Genomic DNA, 20,606 nt, shown 5'->3' with positions numbered 1-20,606 from the left:
GTTCATGACCGAGATTCGTCCGGAGGCGGTGGTGTGCATTCCAAGTTTCCGCAGACCTGAAGGCCTGCGCAAGACACTCCAGTCGCTGGCCGACCAGAAGGTGGAGTTTCCCTTCGCCATCGTTGTCGTGGACAATGACGGAGAGGGGCAGGCCGGACTTGGCGTCGCGCGCCAATTTTTTGCCGAGACCCGTTTTACCGGGCAGACTCTGGTCGAACCGACGCAGGGCAACTGTTACGCGATCAACACCGCGTTTCGAACCGCGCGTCAGACGTATCCGTCCGCGCAATGGTTTCTGATGATCGATGACGATGAGGCGGCCTCACCCGTCTGGTTGGCCGAGATGGTCAAAACTGCGAAATCCTTCAGTGCCGATATTGTTGGAGGTCCAGTGAACCGCGAATTCGACGCGCCCGCTCCAAAGTCTGTTCTCGCACACCCTCTGTTTGGCTCCATCGAAGCGCCAACGGGCGAGGTGGATCAGATTCATGGCTCCGGCAATTGCCTGATTTCTCGCCGGGTTTTCGACGGTCTCGACAAGCCCGAATTCGACATACAGTTCAACTTCCTAGGTGGCGGCGACATGGATTTCTTCACACGCTGCCGTCGCGCCGGTTTCAAATTCGCCTGGAGCGCGGATGCCGTCATCATTGAATATGTGCCGGAAACCCGTATGGCGCCGCGCTGGATCATGACACGATCGCTCAGAACCGGCATCATCAATTACAGCATTGACCGCGCGCATCGTCCCGGCTTGCAGGGTGGTCTACTGTTGGGCGCGAAAAACGTTGTCAGCCTTGGTCTTTCCGTGATCCGTGCGGTTTCGGCGTTCGCCAAAACCGGATCGCTTCTGCCCGCTACGCATCCGCCACTGATGTCCGTCGGTCGTATGATGGCGAGCGTGGGTGTGACGCTGAACCCCTACAAGGCCGCCAAGAAGACCTGAAGCCTCAGCCTCCGGCTCATTCCGCTCCGGCAAACGCTTCGCTGCGACGACGCAGCCGCAGAAGCGCGATCCAGACGGCTGCCGCGATGGCAATCTCCACCAGGAAGTAACTGCCGATCGTTCCGGAAATACTGAAGTACCAGGTGGACAAGGCAACGACGACAGAGCCGAGCAGGTTGCCGCTGTTCCAGATCTTGGCGCGGATGTCCTGACGTCCGGATGCGCCGAGCGCCTCGAGCGCGGTGGCAGCAACGGCCATAGGCAGAACGGCCCAGCACAGAACGCGGGTGATGATCGGCAGCGATACATATTCGTCGCCGAACAATAGGGGCAGGAACGGCGCGATAATGAAGATCGCGGTCGCACTGCCGACGGCAATGAACAGTGCTGCTTTCAGAACGTTATAGGCACGCTCGATGGTTTTGGTGATGCCTTGCAGTGCTGCGGACGCCGAGCCTGGATAGATCAGCCGGTTCAGGGCTTCCACAGACAGGTAGGAGCTGTCCAGAATACGGCGAGCAATCGAATAGCTGCCAAGAACTTCGGCGCTGGCGATTGCGCCCAGCACGAGAATATCGGCATTGCCGCGTACCGCCTTGAACAGGAACTGCGTTGAAAACAGGATGCCGATGCGGATTTCTTCGCGAACGAGGCGGTAGATCGGCTTGCCGAGCCTGCCGATTGCTTTGACCGAAATCACCGCTGCGATCAAATGTGCCGCGAGGTTCCACAAGGCCCATGCTTCGACCGTTTCAACCTTGAAGACAAGGCAGGCGAATATGGCTGCAAGGGTTCGTGCGACAGCAAACATCACTTCAAGCTTGTTGGCCGAACCGAAGTCGGAGTGAGCGATGAAACTCTGTGTCGAAAGTGAAATGACCTTCAGAAGAACGAGATTGGTGAAGAGGATCAGGAATGTCGTGATCAGGGTGTCGAGCAGGTTTTCCGAAGTCGGGAAGAAGACCGGAATCGTGACCATGCCGATAACGGTCAGTATCACGCCTGTCAGAGCACTCAGCATATAGCTGTGGCCGAGCATGACGGGGAACATGCTGCGGTCCTGGGCGACGCGTCGGATCAGGGATTCCTGCGCGCCGATACCGCAAATCTGGACGCCGAGGTTGGTCACGGCGGTGATGGATGCATAAAGCGCGAATTGTTCAACGCCAAGATGACGGGCAAGCAAGGCAAAAGTCAGGAGTTGGGCGGCGCTGGACATCAAAAGCGCGCCACCGGACGCCATATAGGACAATCCCAGTCTTATCAGGTGGCCGAGCCGCGGCGTGTTAAACGACACCTAAGTCTCCCTGTGTTCCGACGTTGCCTGGTTACGTCATGTAACATGGCTGTCCCGCTAAAATGACTTGCACATCTAAATGGTTTGAGCGGTAATTTCCCCTGTCTTAGCCGTTCTGCGGTAAGAGAGGGTTAAAGCAATTGCACAATAATGATGATAACGACCGTTTATAGCTGTTCGAACACGACAGATTCCCAAAAAGAACGTCTCTGTTCATCGCAAGGCAGGGCAATGATCCGTTTAGCTGCGCCGGAGGCAGGCGAAAATGCCGCGTTTCGCTGATACGCAGCCGGTTCGCTTGAGCGAGGGCGCTATTCCACTTGGCGGCAGCCGGCGTGATGCGGCTTTTTTTGTCGTCACGCTGCTCTATGTCTGGATTTCCGTCGCACCGTTTGAAAATCTGGCAGCGCCGCCTGTCCCGCATGCGGCGGCCAATCAGCTTCTGGGGCTGGCTATCGCAGCGCTGCTCGGCGTATTTGCCTTGCGCCACAGATTGACGGGCCTGCTCCTGCGACCCCGATTGCCGATCTTGCTGCTGTTTGGCTGGCTGGCGATCTGCTCCGTTGTTGGCGCGCAGCCCGGCACATCGTTGCAGCGGCTTATTTTCACGGGCCTGTTGTGCTTTATCACCAGTGTCCTCGTCGTGATGCCGCAGGATCGCAAGCAGTTCGATCGGATGATGGCCATTTTTGCGATCATCCTTCTGGTGGTATGTTATCTCGGCGTGATTTTTTTGAGTTCACGGGCGATCCACCAACCATACGATCTTGATGAAAAGGCCCTCGCGGGTGATTGGCGCGGCGTCTTCAATCACAAGAATGCTGCCGCGCCGGCGATGATTATCCTTTTCATGATCGGGCTTTATTTGCGCAGCGCCTGGTCGACAATGGGGGGTATTGCCATCGCGCTGCTGGCGGGTTTCTTCCTCTGGAAAACCAATGGCAAGACTGCGGCGATGCTGTTGCCCGTCTCCATTGCGCTCGTCTGGATTATGGAACGACATGCCAACCGCACGCTGCTGATGATCGGCGGCCTGCTGGCCTTTCTCAACATTCTTGCAGTTGGCTCAACCTATTTCCCCAGCATCCAGAATCTGGTGGAGAGCGTTGGTATCGATTCCACCTTCACGGGCAGAACGGACATATGGCGTCTGTCTTTTGATACGTTTGCGCAATCGCCGATTTTCGGTCAGGGCTTTCAGGCATTCTGGGCAAGCGAGAGGCTTCTGTCGCAGGGCGATATTGCTGGAACCTGGGCTGTTTCCGCCTATCACGCACACAACGGTTACATCGAAAGCCTGCTGAATGGCGGAATTCCAGCTTTCATCCTCACTATCATATGGCTGGTCATCATACCGGCGAACAACTTCAGACGCGCCGTCGACCGTGGCACTTATCCCGCACTGACAACACTTTTTGCGCGAATCTGGGTCTACGCCCTTCTTTCTTCGTGCCTTGAGAGTAATTTCTTTACCGGAACAGGGCCTATCTGGTCTTCTCTTCTGATTGCCGTGTATTGTTTGAGACATCAGGCTCACAATGTACTTGAAGAAGGACAGTAACTCAGACACGCCGGGGGGCTGTGGATGACGCAGAAAATAGGGACGCTGGCCGACCGGATTAACAACCGGCTCGTGCGATATTTTCCGGGGCCGACCGTACAGGTCGAGGCAGCCTCACCGATTGTTTCTTTCACTTTTGACGACGTGCCGGAGAGTTCCTGGACAAACGGAGCGCGCATTCTCGAGGAGGAGGGCGCTCGTGGAACGTTTTACATCTCTGGAAATTTCGTCGACGGGTACGACAATGAGCGCAAAATGGTCCCTGCTCAGGGCTGCGCTGATCTCGTCGCCAAAGGCCACGAACTTGCCTGCCATACCTATTCCCATCGAAAACTTTCAAGCTTTTCCCGCTCGGAGCTCGCGGCAGATCTGGAGCGAAACGATAAGGCACTGGCTGCGTTCGACGGAATGAGTGGGCCTCGAAACTTCTCCGTTCCTTTCGGTATGGCGTCGCCGTTAATGCAGCCCTTGTTGCGCAAAAGGTTCAAAACTGCGCGCAGCATCATGCCCGGCATCAATAAGGGCAGGACCGACCTGCACAATCTTGCGGCTGTCGAGTTGAGGCCCGATCAGACCTACCTCGATGCGGCCGATCGTTGGCTTGCCGAGGTGCTGCAAACTGGCGGATGGCTGATCTTTTTCACCCATGACGTTTCATCGACGCCAAGCTTTTACGGATGCCCGGAGATAAAGCTTCGCGATCTTGTTCGGTCGGCAGTGTCGGGTGGGGCAAAGGTCATGACTGTTGAAGCGGCTGCAAGCACACTTGATCTCTGATCTTTTTGCCTTCTCAGGCGCGCGGGGAAATTCGCGGCGCGACGAGCGTTTTTTCAGCGCTGATAGACTTGCTGCTGGCCGAATGTCGCTTTCCTCGTCCGTACATCGACAAGAAGGCGGTTACGATGAAAACCGGCAGTAGCAGAGGCCAGAAGAAACACAGGATGATGCCGCTGATGCGGTAGACATCCCACTCCTTATCTCGACGTGCGCCCTCGATATAGGTCATGGCAAGTGAGGTAACGGTGCCGATGCCATATACAAGAATAGAAATGGCCGTAGTCAACATTGACGTCCCCAATATGCATTTGATTCGAATAAATTTATAATATCTTTTTAGTGTAGACCTGTTGTGGTGAGTTGCAATCGAATTTCCTACAGGTCATTTTTTAGAAGGCGTATTGCTGGAAAGTATGTTGTTTTTTTGCAATGCCGTTGTTGGATTCGACCTGCTCATTATTTCCAATAATTAAATATTTCAATAGCTTGTGATTTTTGTTTGACTGTTTTGAGCCGCAAGGTTCAGTTGCTTTTCTTTGCTTCCTTGGCGTCCGTACGTGTCGTGGACCGGGATTTATTTGGCATTCTGTCGCGATGCTTCAGCATTGCGTAAATCGCGACAGGGTTCGTAAGCAAATAGCGTTTTCCAAGGCGTCTGGGTTCCAGCATGGCTCGATAGAGCCATTCCAGTCCCATATCCTGCATCCATTGTGGCGCTCTGGAGTTCTTGCCGGCAATGAAGTCGAACAGTCCACCGCAGGTTTTTATGACTGCGATACCGGCCAGTTTGTTGAGATTGCGTGCGACGAAACGCTGTTCAAGCGGTATGCCGAAGCCGATCCAAAGAATATCGGGCCGCGACGCGACGATGTTTTTGACGACAGCGTCTTCCTCATGTTCCTTGAAATAACCGTTTTGCCGACCAGCAAAGACGAGACGCGGATAAAGTTTCTGCATTTCCGCGACTGCGGTACGGTTTACGTCCTCCGAACCACCGAGAAAATAAAACCGTGCGCCGGTCTCTTCCGCGCGCTTGGCGACGGTGTGGACAAGGTCGGTGGTTGCGATGCGCTCTCTCAATGCCCTCGCACTGAAATGTCGCGAAAAAATCACCAGCGACATGCCGTCGGCGTGGATCTGGTCCGCCTGGCGCAAAATGCTGTCGAACTGGGCGTCCTGGTGGCAGAGCGCAATGACCTGGCCATTTGCGGATGTCGAATAGAAGGGTTTTTCGTCAGGCGCACGCGGCGTGGAAGCCCGGCGAATGAAGTCCTCGGCGGTTTCTTCCATGGTTGCGTCGACGATCGGTAGCGTCGCAAGCGGGACCGTAGGCCAAATTATGTTCGGCCTTTCCACATCCATGATGTTTTCCCCTGTCGAATTTTTTCCGGCGTCCAAGGTGGCCATCGTTTCTTTGTTAGGTCATTTGCATGCTACGGCACAAGCTTTCAAACACTACGAATAACTATCATTAATATTTTTATAAACGCCTGTGAGAAAGGTCATATTTCGCCTTTCTAAAATGATAAGCTCGCGGGAAAGCCGTGCAAATTCCCGCATTCTGTGGTTTAGGGCGGTTTGGTTTTATAAAAAAATGTTCTGACAGATCGAAACGGAGACGCCTTGTGAGCACGGAAACCATATCCATCGACAACCGAGGAGACTTTGGCCTCTGGGCTATCGAACGCGCCAAGCTGATCGTCGCCAGCGAAGCATCTGACCTCGCAGTCGCTGTGCGCGATATGGACGAAGCCGGTATCCGCGATGCAGGAAACGCTCTCGGTGCAGCGATCGCAGCCGCCTTGCTGGAGGTCTATGACGGGCTGGTTCCAGAGGAAGAATAGGCGAGCTTAGAAGTCCGTAATAAGTCGGCTCCAGCTTTCGGAGGCGAGGCCGCCGACATAGATATCGCCACGAAGCGCGCTATCCTTGAGAGCCTCATCGCGCGTCGTCACGCAGAAATAACCTCTATGTCGGAAGGTCATCTGGTTGTGGCGGTAGAGAGCGTTCATCAGGAATGACTGGGACATGCCCGTCACATGGGCATAATTTTCATCATCGAGATGACGGAAAAGCTGGCTTAATACGTCGTTTTCGCGACTTGCCGCTGTAACGATGTTCAGCACATAAGCCGTTTTTCCCGGATGCCCGAAGTACAGAACCGCGCCAATCGCCTTACCATCGCGATCTTCGACCGTGCGGCAGTTCAGTTTTCCCATGCTTTCATTGGTCTTCGCCATCTCGACCAGCCAATGGAATTCCTCGCTCGACCATTCGGGGCGAACGGAAAATCGCTCGATCATCGGCAGCGCATGCAGGCGGAATGTTTCGAAATCGGCGGGTCTGACGGTCAGGCCTTCTACGCCTTTCGGTCGTATCCCGCGCTTCCATCCGCGCAAGAGACGGTCGGCAAATCCAAGTGCGGCAAGAACGGGTCTGGAGCCGGCCAATCTGACCCGGCGACCCAGCCGCAATGCCATGCTCGACAATGGTTTCAATGCTTTGTGCCATTGCAGGCTTTCAACCGGCAAAATAATGCCGCCGATTGCGAGGCAGTGATCGGCACTCACCGGTGAGGATGTGTCAGTGAAGCACAGATCCTGCTGTGACGGTCGCATGCTTCGGGAAAGGCGCGCCGCACCTGCAGCGCCTTTTTCAGCGTCCGAAGCGAAGGCACACAGCAACCGCCCGACAATGCGTTCACGATGGACGACAAAACGCATCGGTAGGGCAAGAACGACGCTGGTTATCTGTTGGTCGCCGATGTCGTAGACGATACTGCCATGAGCAGGGTCATAGATTGGGCTGCCGAAAAAGACGTTCCGGATATAAGAACGAAAATCGAAAGTTGCATTGCGCTGCGTTTTTCCGAAGGCCGAATTGATCAGCTTTTCAACCGCCTCAACATCGTCCTTGTGCATGGGGCGCACGCCGGACGTGCGATGTCCGGCACCAGCTTCGCAGCTTCTGCCTACATCGCTCTTGCTGGTCTGTGTCTGAACGTTCACCGTCAGATTCCCGCACTTGTCGATATCTTAGGCATTACTAAAACAGGAAATGTATTTCGGAATGTTAATATCACACATAAAAACGGAGATTTAGGCCGTTGGCAATGAAATTCCGATAGTTGCCGAGTACCCAAGTGCTGTCGATCAGCGGTAATTCCTGTGTCGGGTGCTCACCTGTTCGCCAAATTCCGCTAGCAACTTCAAGCTGAAGCGGCAGGTCCCCCAATGATCACAGCCGATTTAACCATGTTCACGAAAGCTGGCACCTTAGAGGCTCAACATACCGGATCGAACCAAAATAAGACTGCACGATTTCCGTGTATCATATTATAATCCTTGTTAGGGATGTCGGGGCCGTTGCGGAAAGGTATGAGCAACGTCGGTCCGGACGACGGGTGCGCTGAAACGGGAGAGAGAAAAACCTCTTATGGCCGAAGCGAAAGAAGAACATGGTAACGGCTACTGGCGGGACGCGCTCTTCTACCTGACGTTCTTCTACTTCACGGTCGGCTATTCCCCTTACATTTCCCTGTCGTCGACCTATACGGGTTCTGCCATGGCCGCAGGCTCAAGCCTGCTGAACCAGTTTACCGCGATCGTCTTGCTTTTCAGCTTCATTCTCTTCATGGCGAAGGAGCGATCGTTCTCACTGATTTTTGCGCCGCGTTTGTGGATGGTGGCGATTTTCGGCTGGTATGCCTTCACATCGCTTGTTGGCGAGGCTCCTATGTTCTCGTTGCGGCGGCTGGTGATGTGCGCGATCATCTTTGTTCTCGCCGCCGGTTTCCTGCAGTTGCCCCGGACGGAGCGGCACTTTTCCACATTGCTTGCGGTTTGTACGCTCGCCATTTTGTTTCTCTGTTATTTCGGCGTCATCGTTCTGCCATCACGATCCATCCATCAGGCATCGGACGCACTGGAACCGCTGCTTGCCGGAGACTGGCGCGGCGTGTTCCGCCACAAGAATGAAGCCGCGTCGGTTATGTCGATCCTGATTATCGTCGGCGTTTATCTCTGTAAGAAATGGTCATTTGTCGGCGGGCTTGCGGTGTTTCTGCTATCGCTGGTCTTTTTGGTGAAATCGGGTGGCAAGACTGCGCTCGGGTTGATGCCGATCATTTTTTCCGTCGGCTGGTTCATTCTCCGCTGGCCGAAATGGCGGTACACGGTCGTTGCAGCGCTGCTCGCAGTCTTCGCGACCGTGACTGTAGGGACGACGGTAGATCCTGTATTTTCTGCCATGCTGGCCAAGCTTGGCATGGACCCGACGTTTACGGGCCGCACCGATATATGGACCGTGTCGATCGAATATATCCGTCAAAGCCCGCTGCTGGGCTATGGCTACCAGGCGTTCTGGCGAAGCGACGCGCTGATGAGCAGCTTTACGGAGAACAATACCTGGGCGACATCCGCGCCGGATTCGCACAATGGCTATTTCGACCTGTTGCTGGCGGCAGGTGTGCCCGGTCTGGTGCTGGTGTTGATCTGGATTTTCCTGCTGCCGCTTTATTATCTCGGCAAGATGAGTGAAACGGTGCGCAAGAGCCCGCTTACACGCTTTTATGTCAGCATATGGCTCTACACGTTGCTCTACGGTTTCCTTGAAACCCTGTTCATGTTGAGTACCGGCTTCGTCTGGTTTTTCATCATCGTTGCAATCGTTGGCCTGCATCTCCAGGCTCATGCCAGCCTTGTTGAGGATGAAGAGGTTGCTATACCCGTTCCAGGCAAGGTCAAGGGTATTGGAGCAAAGCCCGCGGCCGCGGCGCGAGCGCGCGTAGCGGCGTTGCCGGATTGATGCCGCTGCCTGTCTCACTTCAGCGTCACAACGACCTTTCCCTTTGCCCGACCCGTTTCAATATAGGCGAAAGCCTCATTCAGCTTTTCGAACGGGAACGTACGATCGATCACCGGATTGATCGTCCCGTTTTCAATCAACCTGCTGATCTCTTCCAGCTGAGTGCCATCTGCGTGCATGAACAGGAAGGCGTATTCGATGCCGGCACGTCTGGCTTTGGCGCGAATGCCGGTGCTGATCAGTCTCATCAACAGGCGAAGCGGTAGGCTCAGCCCTCTGGTTTTGGCAAAGGCCGGATCAGGTGGGCCGGAAATAGAGATGAGCTTGCCGCCTGATCTCAGCACCTTCAGCGATTTCTCAAGTGTCTTTGCGTCAAGGCTGTTGAGTACGACATCATAGCCCGACAGCAGGCTCGAAAAATCTTGTGTGCGATAGTCGATGACGACGTCGGCGCCGAGCTTGCGAAGAAATTCTGCATTGGCCGCGCTGGCTGTGGTGGCGACAGTTGCGCCGAAATATTTGGCGAGCTGAATGGCAATGGTTCCAACGCCACCCGATCCCGCATGGATCAGCACTTTCTGGCCAGCCCTGATCCTTGCTATCTCCACCAGCACCTGCCACGCAGTCAGCGCAACGAGCGGGAGTGACGCAGCCTCCACCATGGACAGGCTTTCTGGTTTCAGCGTCAGATCCTTTGCCTTTACCGAGATACGCTCGGCAAAGGCACCGATCTGGCCGTCGCGCGGGCGGCCGTAAACGGCATCGCCCGGTTTGAAGCCGCGTACATTCGATCCAACGCTGATGACAGTGCCGGCGACATCGTGACCGAGGACGAGAGGTGTCTTGTATGGCAGCATCGGTTTGAATGCCCCGCTGCGGATTTTGGAATCCAAAAGGTTGAGGCCGGCGGCCTCAACCTCGATCAGAACGTCATCCAAACCCGGTGAGGGTTCCGGCATTTCACCGAGACGAAGTGTTTGGCTCTTGCCGTAACGATCGAGGATGAAGGCCTTCATGACGGTCACACAGCAGCCAGGTAGCGATCGGCGGGCCGGGATTGCGCATAACCGGGGATCATTGCCTGCCTCGCGGTTTCGAAAGTGCTCCATTGGGCTGCATCGTGCAGAGGTGGGATCGTTACGGGTTCGCGCCGGTCGAAACCAACCAGGGCCGCATCCACCAGATCGCTCACTTCCATCACGTTTTGCATCGTGTTGACGTCGACGCCTGCATGGTCCCAGATTTCTGTGCGGGTCGCGGCGGGAAGAACGGCTTGCACATAGACGCCTTGCGGGCCGAGTTGATGGGCGAGTGCCTGTGAAAGATGCAGGACAAACGCCTTTGTCGCGCCGTAGACCGGCATGCCGAATTCAGGCGCCAGGCCGACAACGGAACCGATGTTGACGATTGCACCTTCACCGGACTTGGCAAGGCGCGGCGCGATTGCGTGTGCGAGACGTACCAGTGCCGTTGTGTTCAGGGCCACCAGGCGGTCGATATCGTCAGTCGTCTGCTCTACGAAACTGCCGGCGAGGCTTGATCCGGCATTATTGACGAGAATGCCAATGTTGGCGTCGTTGCGGAGCCGATCCTCCACCACAGCTCTCTGCACGGCATTGGCGAGATCCGCTTCGATAATGTCGACCGTGCCGCCGGTTTCGGCTTTCAGGCGATCGGCGAGGTCCGTCATCCGTGCTTTGTTGCGGGCGACGAGCACCAGATTGTGCCCGCGCCTGGCGAAACGTTCCGCGAAGGCAGCACCAATACCGGTCGATGCGCCGGTGACGAGAACGGTGGGAACATGCGTCATGGGATTGCTCTCTTTCCTGATGAGGCTTATATTCATGATGGTTGTCATGAATGAAATTAAATATGATGATCATCATGAAACTGTCAATGGGGCGATTGGAGAATCTTGCGATGAAGGTCAGTCGAGAGCAGATGGTGGAAAACCGGCGTCAGATACTGGATGTCGCCAGCCGCCTTTTTCGCGAAAAGGGATTTGATGCGGTGAGTGTGTCCGAAATCATGAAGGCGGCGGGCTTTACCCATGGCGGCTTTTACGGCCACTTCAGCTCAAAAGACGATCTCGTCGCGCATACCATCACCCACGCTCTGGAAGGGCAGAGGAGTGGCGGCGCTGGCCTTCGAAAATTTGTCGATACTTATCTTGCGCCAGCGCACCGTGACAATGCAGCCGAGGGATGCCCGACCGCAGGGCTTGTCGCTGATGTTCGTCATCAAACGCCTGCCGCGCAAAAAGCCATGACGGACGGCCTGCGCGTGCAGATAGAACGGATCAGCAAGGCAATGCCGCACATGGAGGCCGCAGACGCACGCCGTGCCGCCATTGGAAGCTGGGCGGCAATGGTCGGTGCAGTCATCCTTGCACGTGCCGTCGATGACCCCGATCTGTCAGACGAGATTCTGGGGCAGACACGCGCGTGGATCGACGCGTCTATGGCCGAGCCTGAACGCTAACGAGACTATCCGCTCGTCGCCAACAGGATATGTCAGACCGGCGAGTGCAGGAACGCCGGCATGGTCGCACCTTCTGATCGCTTGGCAAGGTAGAGACGGGCAGTATCGAGCGCCTCACGGATGGTGACGTCCATGTCGAGATAACGATATGTTCCGAGACGCCCGACGAAGGTCACCGATTTTTCGTCTTCGGCGCGCGCGACGTATTCGGCAAGCTGTTCCTTATCTTCGACCAGGCGAATGGGATAATAAGGAATGTCATCAGGGCCGCATTCGCGCGAAAACTCTCTGTAGCACACGGAGCCGGCATGATCTTCCCAAGGAGAAAAGTGTTTGTGCTCGGTAATGCGGGTGAAAGGGACGGAAACGTCGCCGTAGTTCATGACCGCGCAGCCCTGATAATCGCCTTCATAGGTAAAGCGTTCGAAGTCGAGCGTCCGGTAGGCAAGACGGCCGTATTCGAAGTCGAAGTAGCCATCGAGCGGACCCGAATAGAAGACGTGTTTGGAGGCTGAAGTCTCAGAGCGATCAAACCGGGTGCCAAGTCTGACGGTGATGTTCGGATGGTCGAGGATACGCTCGATCATATCCGTGTAGCCGGTTTCCGGCATGCCCTGATATTTGTGGAAGAAGTAGTTGTCGTCATAGTTGAAACGCACGGGCAGACGTTTCAGGATCGAGGCGGGCAGGTCCGTCGGCGAGCAACCCCATTGTTTTTCCGTATAGCCCTTGAAAAAGGCCTCGTAGAGATCGCGACCGACGAAGCGCAGTGCCTGCTCCTCGAATGTCTGTGGATCGGTAATCGACTTGTCGGCTTTTTCATCGATAAAGCTACGCGCTTCATCGGGCCGGAAATTCTTGCCAAAGAACTGGTTGATTGTGTGCAGATTGACCGGCAGGGAATAGACGTTCTCGTTGCTCGTGGTCTTGACGCGGTTCTTGTAAGGCATGAACGTCTGGAAGCTGTTCACGTAGTCCCAGACTTCCTTGTCGTCGGTGTGAAAGATGTGCGGGCCGTAAACATGCACCATGACGCCGGTCTCGCTGTCACGCTCTGTGTGACAATTTCCAGCAATGTGGTCGCGGACGTCGATGATTTCCACCTGATGGCCTGCCGATGCGAGCTCTCGTCCAATGACGGCGCCTGAAAGCCCGGCGCCCACAATGACAATTCTTTCGTCCGCGCTCATGGTGAATTCGTCCTGTTCATAGACCGCCTGTTTCGCGGCAGTTTTGCATTGCAGAGATGTCGTTGAGCGTGTGTCCCGGCCGATTGAGGATATCCACGATCAACCGTCATTGGCGCAATCCGGGTCCGTTCGATCTCTGGTTCAGGCGTCCGGCTTTTGCCAGAGGCGGCTGTCGTATGGGATCGGCGCGTAGTCGTGCCATTGGCTCAATTTTTTCAGATAGCGTCTGCGGTAGCTCTGCTCGTCCTCAAACTCGATGTTCTCGAGAACGGCTTCCGCACCGACTTCATAATAGAGATCGAGATTGCTGAGATCTGGCACGGGTGTTTCGCCGCGTTCACATTCGCCCTGCATTTGCCAGAACAGTTCCTCCAGACGGCGCGCGAGAGCCGGGATATCGCGCAGGACACTGGTCTCTCGTTGCCGTGCGATCGATTCCCGAACGTCCAGCAGGCTCTTGCGGTCGCGTTCGAAGCCGATGGCGCGGGCGACGTAGTCCTCAGGCGAAGAGCAGAGCATTTCGGGCACACCGGCCGCGGTGACGATGCTGCCGCAGAAGCGTGCTGCAAATGTCTTGCCGGGCATCGTCAGAACGGGCAGGCCCGATGTTATCGCATCCGCCGCCGTCGAATGGGCGCCGTAAGGGAAGGTATCGAGAAACAGGTCCGCGACGCCGATACGGGCTATATGCATCGGGTTCGGCACCTTCGGTGCAAATACCAGCCGGTCAGACGCAACGCCGCATTTTTCTGCGATATCTCTGAGGCGCTGATTGACGTCCTCATCGCCTGTCAACAACCACAACAGGCTGCCGGGCGTCTGCGACAGGATCGCCATCCAGCGTGCAAAGCAGTTTTCGGTGATCTTTTGCATGCCGTTGAAGCTTGCATAGACGAATGCATCGTCGGGCAGGCCGACCTCGGCTCGGGTTGGCCGGGCGGCGATCGGCCGCTTGCGGTCGAGTGGCTGGTCACACGCGATGCGCAGGACCTTCTCGGAATAATAGATGTCGTTCTCCGGCGGGATCATGTAGCCATCAGAAATCAGGTACTGATGGAACGGGCTTCCCGTCGATCCGGGATAACCGCAGAAGCTGACGATGACAGGTGCAGGACGATAGGCGAAGATCTTCGTGCGGGCGTCTTTGGTGTAGCCGTTGACGTCGATCAGGATATCGATTTCATCGGAAATGATCTGTGATGCGGCTGCGGCATCATCCATGCCATGAATATCCCGCCAGCAATGGACGGAAGCTTTGATGCGCTCCTGTGTGCTATCGGCGTTGCGCACGTTGCCGCAGTAATAAGCGAAAACCTCGATGCTGTTTTTGTCATGAAGTTCCAGGACCTCGACAAGCGCAAAACCAACTGCATGATCGCGAAGATCCGAAGACAGGTAACCGACACGCAGACGCTGACCGGTCCCAGACTTCAGTTTCGGTGATCTGCGCGGAAACTTGCTGATATCTGGCCGGGCACCGATCACCGTTTTGCTGTAGCGATAGGCCTTGGCCAGCTGGAACATCGGATCGTCGGCATAACAGCTTAGCGTCAGCGATGACATCGCGTCGACCATCTTGCGGGCAGGGACATGGTTCGATGGGGCAAGGACCGGCCACTTGCACTGGCGCTGGCGCAATGATGCCCAGTGCTGGCCTGATTCCGGCAATTCCGGCCGCAGTTCGAACGCCTGCAGCAATGCGGCCTCAGCCTCACCATACTTCCCGGCACCTTCGAGGACCCGACCGATATTCTGCAGGGTCATGTGCCGATGCCCGATCGCTTCGGCATCAAGGTGCTTCGTGGTCTCGGCATATTGCCACCACTGCTCGACGGCCTGACCGATCATGCCTGCGTCTTCAAGCACGCGGCCAAGGTTGATATGGCCCGGTGCGAATTGCGGGTTGGCCTTCAGGCAGGCACGAAACGCCTGTACGGCGCCAGCACGGTCGCCAAGCTGGCTGAGTGCAACGGCGTAGTTGAAATAGGCAAGGTGGACTGCAGGATTGTTGTCGTTGAATGCGACCCACGTCTTATAAAGTTCTACCGCGGCGGCCTTCTGGCCGGCACTGCTGAGAGCCTCCGTTACGCTCAGCAAATCCATGAGACTGAGCCGCTGGTTGCGCGCAAGATCAACTGCGCTGGGAGCGGCGGCATCGTTCGAAGTAGAAGCGTGGTTGGCGGTCATGACATCCTGCGGAAGACGACGAAGCGTCAAAAGTAAAAACGGCCTTTTCGTGGGCTATTTTTAGCTATCGCAGGTAACTTGCCTGTGGCTGGATGTATTGCAGGCGTGTTTGCTTGTCGATCAACGCAAACGCATGGCCAGTGAGTGGCGGGAGAAGGGAGATTTCCTCTCCCGCCAAAACGGTGATGGCACTGGCCTTCAATGCCGAGATCTGTGCGCGTGAAGAGTTATCGACCGGAATGCTTCATTCGGTAGCTTGCCAGAGCAATCGACGGGTTAATGCGATAAACCCTGTCGAAATCCTCGTCCGTGAAGTACTGGTACGATTTCGCGACATATTCCCGGTAGAGGCCGTGCAGATCGTGTCGAAGCTGCTTGTGTGCCCATTCCAGCAGGCCAGCCTTGAAGACGATGAAAATCGGATAATATTTTGCCTTGAAGAGCGGGTTGTCTTCGAAAAGCCTCTCAGCATCCTTGAGCGCAGAGAACATTTCCAGACGGCGCTCGTCGAAGGTGTTCGTGTGCTGTTCGCGTCCGGGCACGAGACGATGGATCGAGAGGCTGCGGTTGACCGCTAAAAACCGTCCAGCCTTCATGTAGGCTGCCCAATGCGGCAAGATATCTTCGTTGATCCGGGCCGTCGAAAAACGCCAGTCCGTGCGGCGGATGAATGAGGTCCGCAGTATTTTGTTCCAGGGGTAATTGATCGTCACCAGGAACTGGGCAGCCGAATCGAGATCGATAATTGCGCTCTCGCGCCCTGCAAGAACGCTATCCCAGATGTTCTTGTCGATGGGGGGCATCTCGCCGGGACCGCCGTCGGCCGTTCTCAGCACACTGTATCTGAATGCCGCAACATCAATATTCGTCTCGTCCATCAAGGGCAGAACTGTATCGACGGCTCCCTCGATCAAGAGGTCGTCGGCATCGTGAAACAGGCAATATTCGCTGTCTACGCTCGCCAGTGCCCTGTTGCGGGCAACGCCTGGTCCGGTGTTCGTCTCGCTGCGCATCAGCCGGATATTGGCGTGTCTAGCCGCATATTGCTCGACGATGTCGCAAGTCTGATCTGTGGAGGCATCGTCGACAACGACGATATCCATGTCGGTTTCATTGCGCAGGACGCTCTCGAGTGTCTCGCCGATGAGGTTGGCCATGTTATAGGCCGGAATGATGATGGATATCTTCGCCATGAGAGATGCTGAATGTCCTTCCGAAACATTCTGTAATCAGAATGCTCCTACGCTGCGACGCGGCTATGAGCCGCGTCGCAGGTTGTCTTGTTGCGTTAATCTTACGCTGTCTTGTAGGCGTTGATGATTGCCTCAACCTGTGCAGTGTTCATTGCCTGCAACTGCTGGGAAGAGAGAGCATCGAGGTGCGTGCTGTCGAGACCGCCGAGGGCGTCGCTGGCAAGACCAGAGATTGCCTTGACGCTGATCGACGTAATCTCGTCTGTCGAGAAGAGCGAGAGTTCGTCGCTGCTCAAGGTTCCGACCTGTGCGGCGCTGAGACCTGCGATCTGATCCGACGTCAGAGCCTGGATCTGTTCCGTCGACAGAGCTTCGAACTGTGCCGAAGACAGAGCCGCTACCTGCGTTTTGCTCAGCGTGGCAACGTTCTCGGTGCTCAGCTTGGTAACGTCCAGGCCAGCAAGTGCTCTGGTGCTGATTGCCTTGATCTCATCGGTGGAGAAGGTGCTGAGCTGCTCGGAAGAGAGCGAACCCAACTGTCCCGAAGAGAGGCCCGCGATCTGGGTCTTCGTCAGTGCTGCGGCATTGTCGGTGCTGAGGCTTGCCAGAGTATCGGTCGCAAGACCGGCAATGGCGTTGGCGCTGATGGCAGCAATCTCGTCGGTCGAGAACAGAGCGATTTCATCGCTGCTGAGCGTTCCAACCTGCGCGGAGCTGAGACCGGCAACCTGATCCGAGGTCAATGCCTGGAGCTGTTCGGTGGACAGAGCGGCGAACTGGGTCGAAGAGAGGGCAGCAACCTGGGTCTTGCTCAGCGTTGCAACATTCTCGGTGCTGAGCTTGGTGACATCAAGACCAGCAAGAGCCTTGGTGCCGATCGCCTTGATCTCGTCTGTCGAGAAGGTGTTCAGCTGCTCGGAAGAGAGCGAACCAAGCTGTGCGGAAGACAGGCCAGCGATCTGCGCCTTGGTCAGTGCCGCAGCGCTTTCCGTGCCGAGGCTTGCCAGCGTATCCGTTGCGAGGCCCGTCAGTGCATTGACGCTGATGGCAGCAATCTCATCGGTCGAGAACAGAGCGATTTCATCGCTGCTGAGCGTGCCGACCTGTGCGGCGCTGAGACCGGCAACCTGATCCGAGGTCAAGGCCTGGAGCTGCTCGGTCGAGAGAGCAGCAAACTGGGTCGAGGAGAGGGCCGCGACCTGAGCTTTGCTCAGCGTTGCAACATTCTCGGTGCTCAGCTTGGTGACATCAAGACCCGCGAGAGCCTTCGTGCTGATTGCCTTGATCTCGTCGGTCGAGAAGGTGGCAAGGCTTTCGGAAGACAGAGACGCGAGCTGCGAAGAAGACAGACCAGCGATCTGCGCCTTGGTCAGTGCCGTTGCGTTATCGGTACCGAGGCTTGCCAGCGTATCGGTGGCAAGACCGGCAATGGCCTTGGCGCTGATGGCGGCAATCTCGTCAGTCGAGAACAGTGCGATCTCGTCGCTGCTGAGCGTGCCAACCTGTGCGGCGCTGAGACCGGCCACCTGATCGGAGTTCAGAACCTGAAGCTGTTCGGTCGACAGAGCAGCGAACTGCGTCGAAGAGAGAGCTGCAACCTGCGTTCTGGTCAGAGCGGCGACACCCTCGGTGCTGAGCTTGCTCACGTCGAGGCCGGCGAGAGCCTTGGTGCTGATCGCCTTGATCTCATCGGTCGAGAAAGTGGCAAGACCTTCAGAGGACAAGGAGCCGAGCTGCGCCGAAGACAGACCAGCGATCTGCGTCTTGGTCAAAGCCGTTGCATTATCGGTGCTGAGGCTTGCCAGCGTGTCGGTGGCAAGACCAGCAATCGCCTTTGCGCTGATGGCGGCAACTTCATCGGTCGAGAATAGGGCAATCTCGTCGCTGCTGAGTGTTCCGACCTGTGCGGCGCTGAGACCAGAAATCTGATCGGATGTCAGAGCCTGGATCTGCTCGGTGGAGAGAGCAGCGAACTGCGTCGAAGAGAGTGCTGCAACCTGGGTCTTGCTCAGCGTTGCAACGTTTTCGGTGCTGAGCTTGGTAACGTCGAGGCCAGCAAGTGCCTTGGTGCTGATTGCCTTGATCTCATCGGTAGAGAAGGTGTTCAGCTGCTCGGAAGAGAGCGAACCCAGCTGCGACGAGGAGAGGCCAGCGATCTGGGTCTTCGTCAGTGCTGCTGCGTTGTCGGTGCTGAGGCTTGCCAGCGTATCGGTGGCAAGACCAGCAATCGCCTTTGCGCTGATGGCAGCAATTTCGTCGGTCGAGAACAGTGCCAGTTCATCGCTGCTCAAGGTCCCGACCTGTGCGGCGCTGAGACCACCGACCTGATCAGAGGTCAGGGCCTGGATCTGTTCGGTCGAGAGGGCTGCAAACTGGGTTGAAGAGAGCGCCGCGACCTGAGTTTTGCTCAGCGTTGCGACATTCTCGGTGCTGAGCTTGGCAACGTCGAGGCCAGCAATCGCCTTGGTGCTGATTGCCTGGATTTCGTCGGTTGAGAAGGTGCTCAGTTGTTCAGAAGAGAGCGAGCCAAGCTGAGCCGAAGACAGGCCGGCGATCTGCGTCTTCGTCAGTGCAGCCGCGTTGTCAGTGCTGAGGCTTGCCAGTGCGTCGGTGGCGAGACCAGCCAGTGCCTTGGCGCTGATGGCGGCGATTTCATCGGTCGCGAACAGAGCGATCTCGTCGCTGCTGAGCGTGCCAACCTGTGCGGCGCTGAGGCCAGCAACCTGATCGGAGTTCAGAACCTGGATCTGTTCGGTCGAGAGGGCTGCAAACTGCGTCGAAGACAGTGCCGCGACCTGCGTTCTTGTCAGAGAAGCAACGCCCTCGGTGCTGAGCTTGGTAACGTCGAGGCCAGCAAGCGCTTTGGTGCTGATCGTCTTGATTTCATCGGTGGAGAAGGCGGCAAGGCTTTCGGAAGACAGCGAAGCGAGCTGAGACGAGGACAGACCGGCGATCTGCGTCTTCGTCAGTGCGGCAGCGTTGTCGGTGCTGAGGCTCGCCAGCGTGTCGGTAGCAAGACCAGCAATGGCCTTTGCGCTGATGGCGGCAACTTCATCGGTCGAAAACAGTGCCAGTTCATCGCTGCTCAAGGTCCCGACCTGTGCGGCGCTGAGACCACCGACCTGATCCGAGGTCAGGGCCTGGATCTGCTCGGTGGAGAGAGCGGCAAACTGGGTCGAGGAGAGGGCCGCGACCTGCGTTTTCGTCAGGGTGGCGATGATTTCGGTGCTGAGCTTGGTAACGTCGAGGCCGGCAAGCGCCTTGGTGCTGATTGCCTGGATCTCGTCGGAAGAGAAGGTGTTCAGTTGCTCAGAAGAGAGCGAGCCAAGCTGAGAAGACGACAGGCCAGCGATCTGGGTCTTGGTCAGTGCGGCAGCGTTGTCGGTGCTGAGGCTTGCCAGCGCGTCTGTGGCGAGGCCAGCCAGTGCCTTGGCGCTGATGGCGGCAATTTCGTCGGTCGAGAACAGTGCGAGTTCGTCGCTGCTGAGCGTGCCGACCTGTCCGGAGCTGAGACCTGCGATCTGATCCGACGTCAGCGCTTCAATCTGCGAGGTCGACAGAGCGGCGATCTGGCTCGTGTAAAGCGCTGTGACCTGGGAAGCCGACAGGCCGTTGATCTGCGTGGAGCCCAACAGTTCGATCTGGGCGACGGTCAGTCCCTTGACGGCGCTGACCGAAATTGCGTTGACGTCTTCGGAGCTGAAAAGCGCGAGGTTATCGGTGCTCAGCGAGGCGATCTGCGAGGACGTCAGCGCCTTGATCTTGGCGCTATCCAGAGCATTCACGTCCTCCGAGGTCAAACCAGCGATTGTTGACGTCGAAAGCTTGGAAATCTGCGCAGCAGACAATGAGGAGATAATCGAAGTCATGAACGTGTCCTTGATACCGAATAGCGACTGGTCACGCCTATCTGCCGCCAGACACCGCCATTCAGGACAGCGGTCCGACATCTGCAAATAAGCGAAATTAGGGAGAACATGGCTCGTGTGCGAACCTGCGCTGGAAAGGCATCATGCAATTCGAGCCAGAAAAAGGGCCCGGATTTTCCGCGCTAGTTTGTGCGTATGCCGCTTAAAAAATTTTGCGACTTGCACGCCTTATCAGGTCAACATTTAAAGCCGAGTTAATATTTGGAAGGGCGATCTTAATTCTTGGGTGCCATGTATTG

16 protein-coding genes and 1 pseudogene are annotated in these 20,606 nt (G+C 56.4%); 6 read left to right on the top strand and 11 right to left on the bottom strand.

Annotation, left to right across the window (positions count from 1 at the left end):
• Positions 1-4 precede the first annotated feature (4 nt).
• Positions 5-946, top strand: a complete 942-nt coding sequence (locus FY156_12660) for a glycosyltransferase family 2 protein (GenBank protein ID UXS02254.1) — start codon at positions 5-7, stop codon at positions 944-946.
• Positions 947-962: 16 nt separating this feature from the next.
• On the opposite strand, the gene FY156_12655 is transcribed toward FY156_12660, so the two are convergent.
• Complete coding sequence (locus tag FY156_12655) at positions 963-2,243, bottom strand: lipopolysaccharide biosynthesis protein (protein UXS02253.1); 1,281 nt, start codon at positions 2,241-2,243, stop codon at positions 963-965.
• Between the two features lie 265 nt (positions 2,244-2,508).
• On the opposite strand from FY156_12655, the gene FY156_12650 reads away from it, so the two are divergent.
• Both FY156_12650 and FY156_12645 read left to right on the top strand, forming a co-directional pair.
• Positions 2,509-3,804: an O-antigen ligase family protein gene (locus tag FY156_12650; GenBank protein ID UXS02252.1), complete on the top strand. Its 1,296-nt coding sequence runs from the start codon at positions 2,509-2,511 to the stop codon at positions 3,802-3,804.
• A gap of 24 nt (positions 3,805-3,828) precedes the next feature.
• Positions 3,829-4,581, top strand: a complete 753-nt coding sequence (locus FY156_12645) for a polysaccharide deacetylase family protein (protein UXS02251.1) — start codon at positions 3,829-3,831, stop codon at positions 4,579-4,581.
• Between the two features lie 13 nt (positions 4,582-4,594).
• On the opposite strand, the gene FY156_12640 is transcribed toward FY156_12645, so the two are convergent.
• Positions 4,595-4,870 (bottom strand): hypothetical protein, encoded by a 276-nt coding sequence (locus FY156_12640; GenBank protein UXS02250.1) that lies wholly within the window; start codon positions 4,868-4,870, stop codon positions 4,595-4,597.
• A gap of 233 nt (positions 4,871-5,103) precedes the next feature.
• Positions 5,104-5,988, bottom strand: coding sequence for a WecB/TagA/CpsF family glycosyltransferase (locus tag FY156_12635; protein UXS02249.1), 885 nt, complete (start codon positions 5,986-5,988; stop codon positions 5,104-5,106).
• A gap of 218 nt (positions 5,989-6,206) precedes the next feature.
• Between FY156_12635 and FY156_12630 the strand changes: the two genes are divergently transcribed.
• The gene (locus FY156_12630) at positions 6,207-6,425 is read left to right on the top strand and encodes a hypothetical protein (protein ID UXS02248.1); all 219 of its coding nucleotides are present in this window, start codon (positions 6,207-6,209) and stop codon (positions 6,423-6,425) included.
• Between the two features lie 6 nt (positions 6,426-6,431).
• Here the strand turns inward: FY156_12630 and FY156_12625 are convergent, their stop codons facing one another.
• Complete coding sequence (locus FY156_12625) at positions 6,432-7,502, bottom strand: GNAT family N-acetyltransferase (GenBank protein ID UXS03138.1); 1,071 nt, start codon at positions 7,500-7,502, stop codon at positions 6,432-6,434.
• Between the two features lie 514 nt (positions 7,503-8,016).
• On the opposite strand from FY156_12625, the gene FY156_12620 reads away from it, so the two are divergent.
• Positions 8,017-9,387, top strand: coding sequence for an O-antigen ligase family protein (locus tag FY156_12620; protein ID UXS02247.1), 1,371 nt, complete (start codon positions 8,017-8,019; stop codon positions 9,385-9,387).
• A gap of 14 nt (positions 9,388-9,401) precedes the next feature.
• Here FY156_12620 and FY156_12615 read toward each other — a convergent pair whose 3' ends face one another.
• Positions 9,402-10,403 (bottom strand): NADP-dependent oxidoreductase, encoded by a 1,002-nt coding sequence (locus FY156_12615; protein UXS02246.1) that lies wholly within the window; start codon positions 10,401-10,403, stop codon positions 9,402-9,404.
• 5 nt (positions 10,404-10,408) lie between these two features.
• Positions 10,409-11,245 carry an SDR family oxidoreductase gene (locus FY156_12610; protein UXS02245.1) on the bottom strand — a complete coding sequence of 279 codons (837 nt, stop codon included), beginning with the start codon at positions 11,243-11,245 and terminating at the stop codon, positions 10,409-10,411.
• A 62-nt stretch (positions 11,246-11,307) separates the two neighbouring features.
• Here FY156_12610 and FY156_12605 point away from each other — a divergent pair, with 62 nt between their 5' ends.
• A complete protein-coding gene (locus tag FY156_12605; GenBank protein ID UXS02244.1) occupies positions 11,308-11,868 on the top strand; it encodes a TetR/AcrR family transcriptional regulator in 561 nt (186 codons plus the stop codon).
• A 32-nt stretch (positions 11,869-11,900) separates the two neighbouring features.
• On the opposite strand, the gene glf is transcribed toward FY156_12605, so the two are convergent.
• From glf to FY156_12580, 5 genes and pseudogenes are all read right to left on the bottom strand, one after another.
• The gene (glf, locus tag FY156_12600) at positions 11,901-13,058 is read right to left on the bottom strand and encodes a UDP-galactopyranose mutase (GenBank protein UXS02243.1); all 1,158 of its coding nucleotides are present in this window, start codon (positions 13,056-13,058) and stop codon (positions 11,901-11,903) included.
• A 141-nt stretch (positions 13,059-13,199) separates the two neighbouring features.
• A complete protein-coding gene (locus FY156_12595) occupies positions 13,200-15,161 on the bottom strand; it encodes a glycosyl transferase (protein UXS03137.1) in 1,962 nt (653 codons plus the stop codon).
• Positions 15,162-15,472: 311 nt separating this feature from the next.
• Positions 15,473-16,438 carry a glycosyltransferase family 2 protein gene (locus FY156_12590; protein UXS02242.1) on the bottom strand — a complete coding sequence of 322 codons (966 nt, stop codon included), beginning with the start codon at positions 16,436-16,438 and terminating at the stop codon, positions 15,473-15,475.
• Positions 16,439-16,539: 101 nt separating this feature from the next.
• Positions 16,540-19,506, bottom strand: coding sequence for an ice nucleation-like protein (locus FY156_12585; protein ID UXS03136.1), 2,967 nt, complete (start codon positions 19,504-19,506; stop codon positions 16,540-16,542).
• A 30-nt stretch (positions 19,507-19,536) separates the two neighbouring features.
• Positions 19,537-20,307: pseudogene (locus FY156_12580) on the bottom strand (ice nucleation-like protein).
• Between the last annotated feature and the right edge of the window lie 299 nt (positions 20,308-20,606).

Source organism: Agrobacterium tumefaciens (assembly GCA_025559845.1).
GTDB lineage: Bacteria > Pseudomonadota > Alphaproteobacteria > Rhizobiales > Rhizobiaceae > Agrobacterium.
The sequence above is the reverse complement of the archived record's forward strand: the minus strand, read 5'-3'. Positions and strand labels throughout refer to the sequence as shown.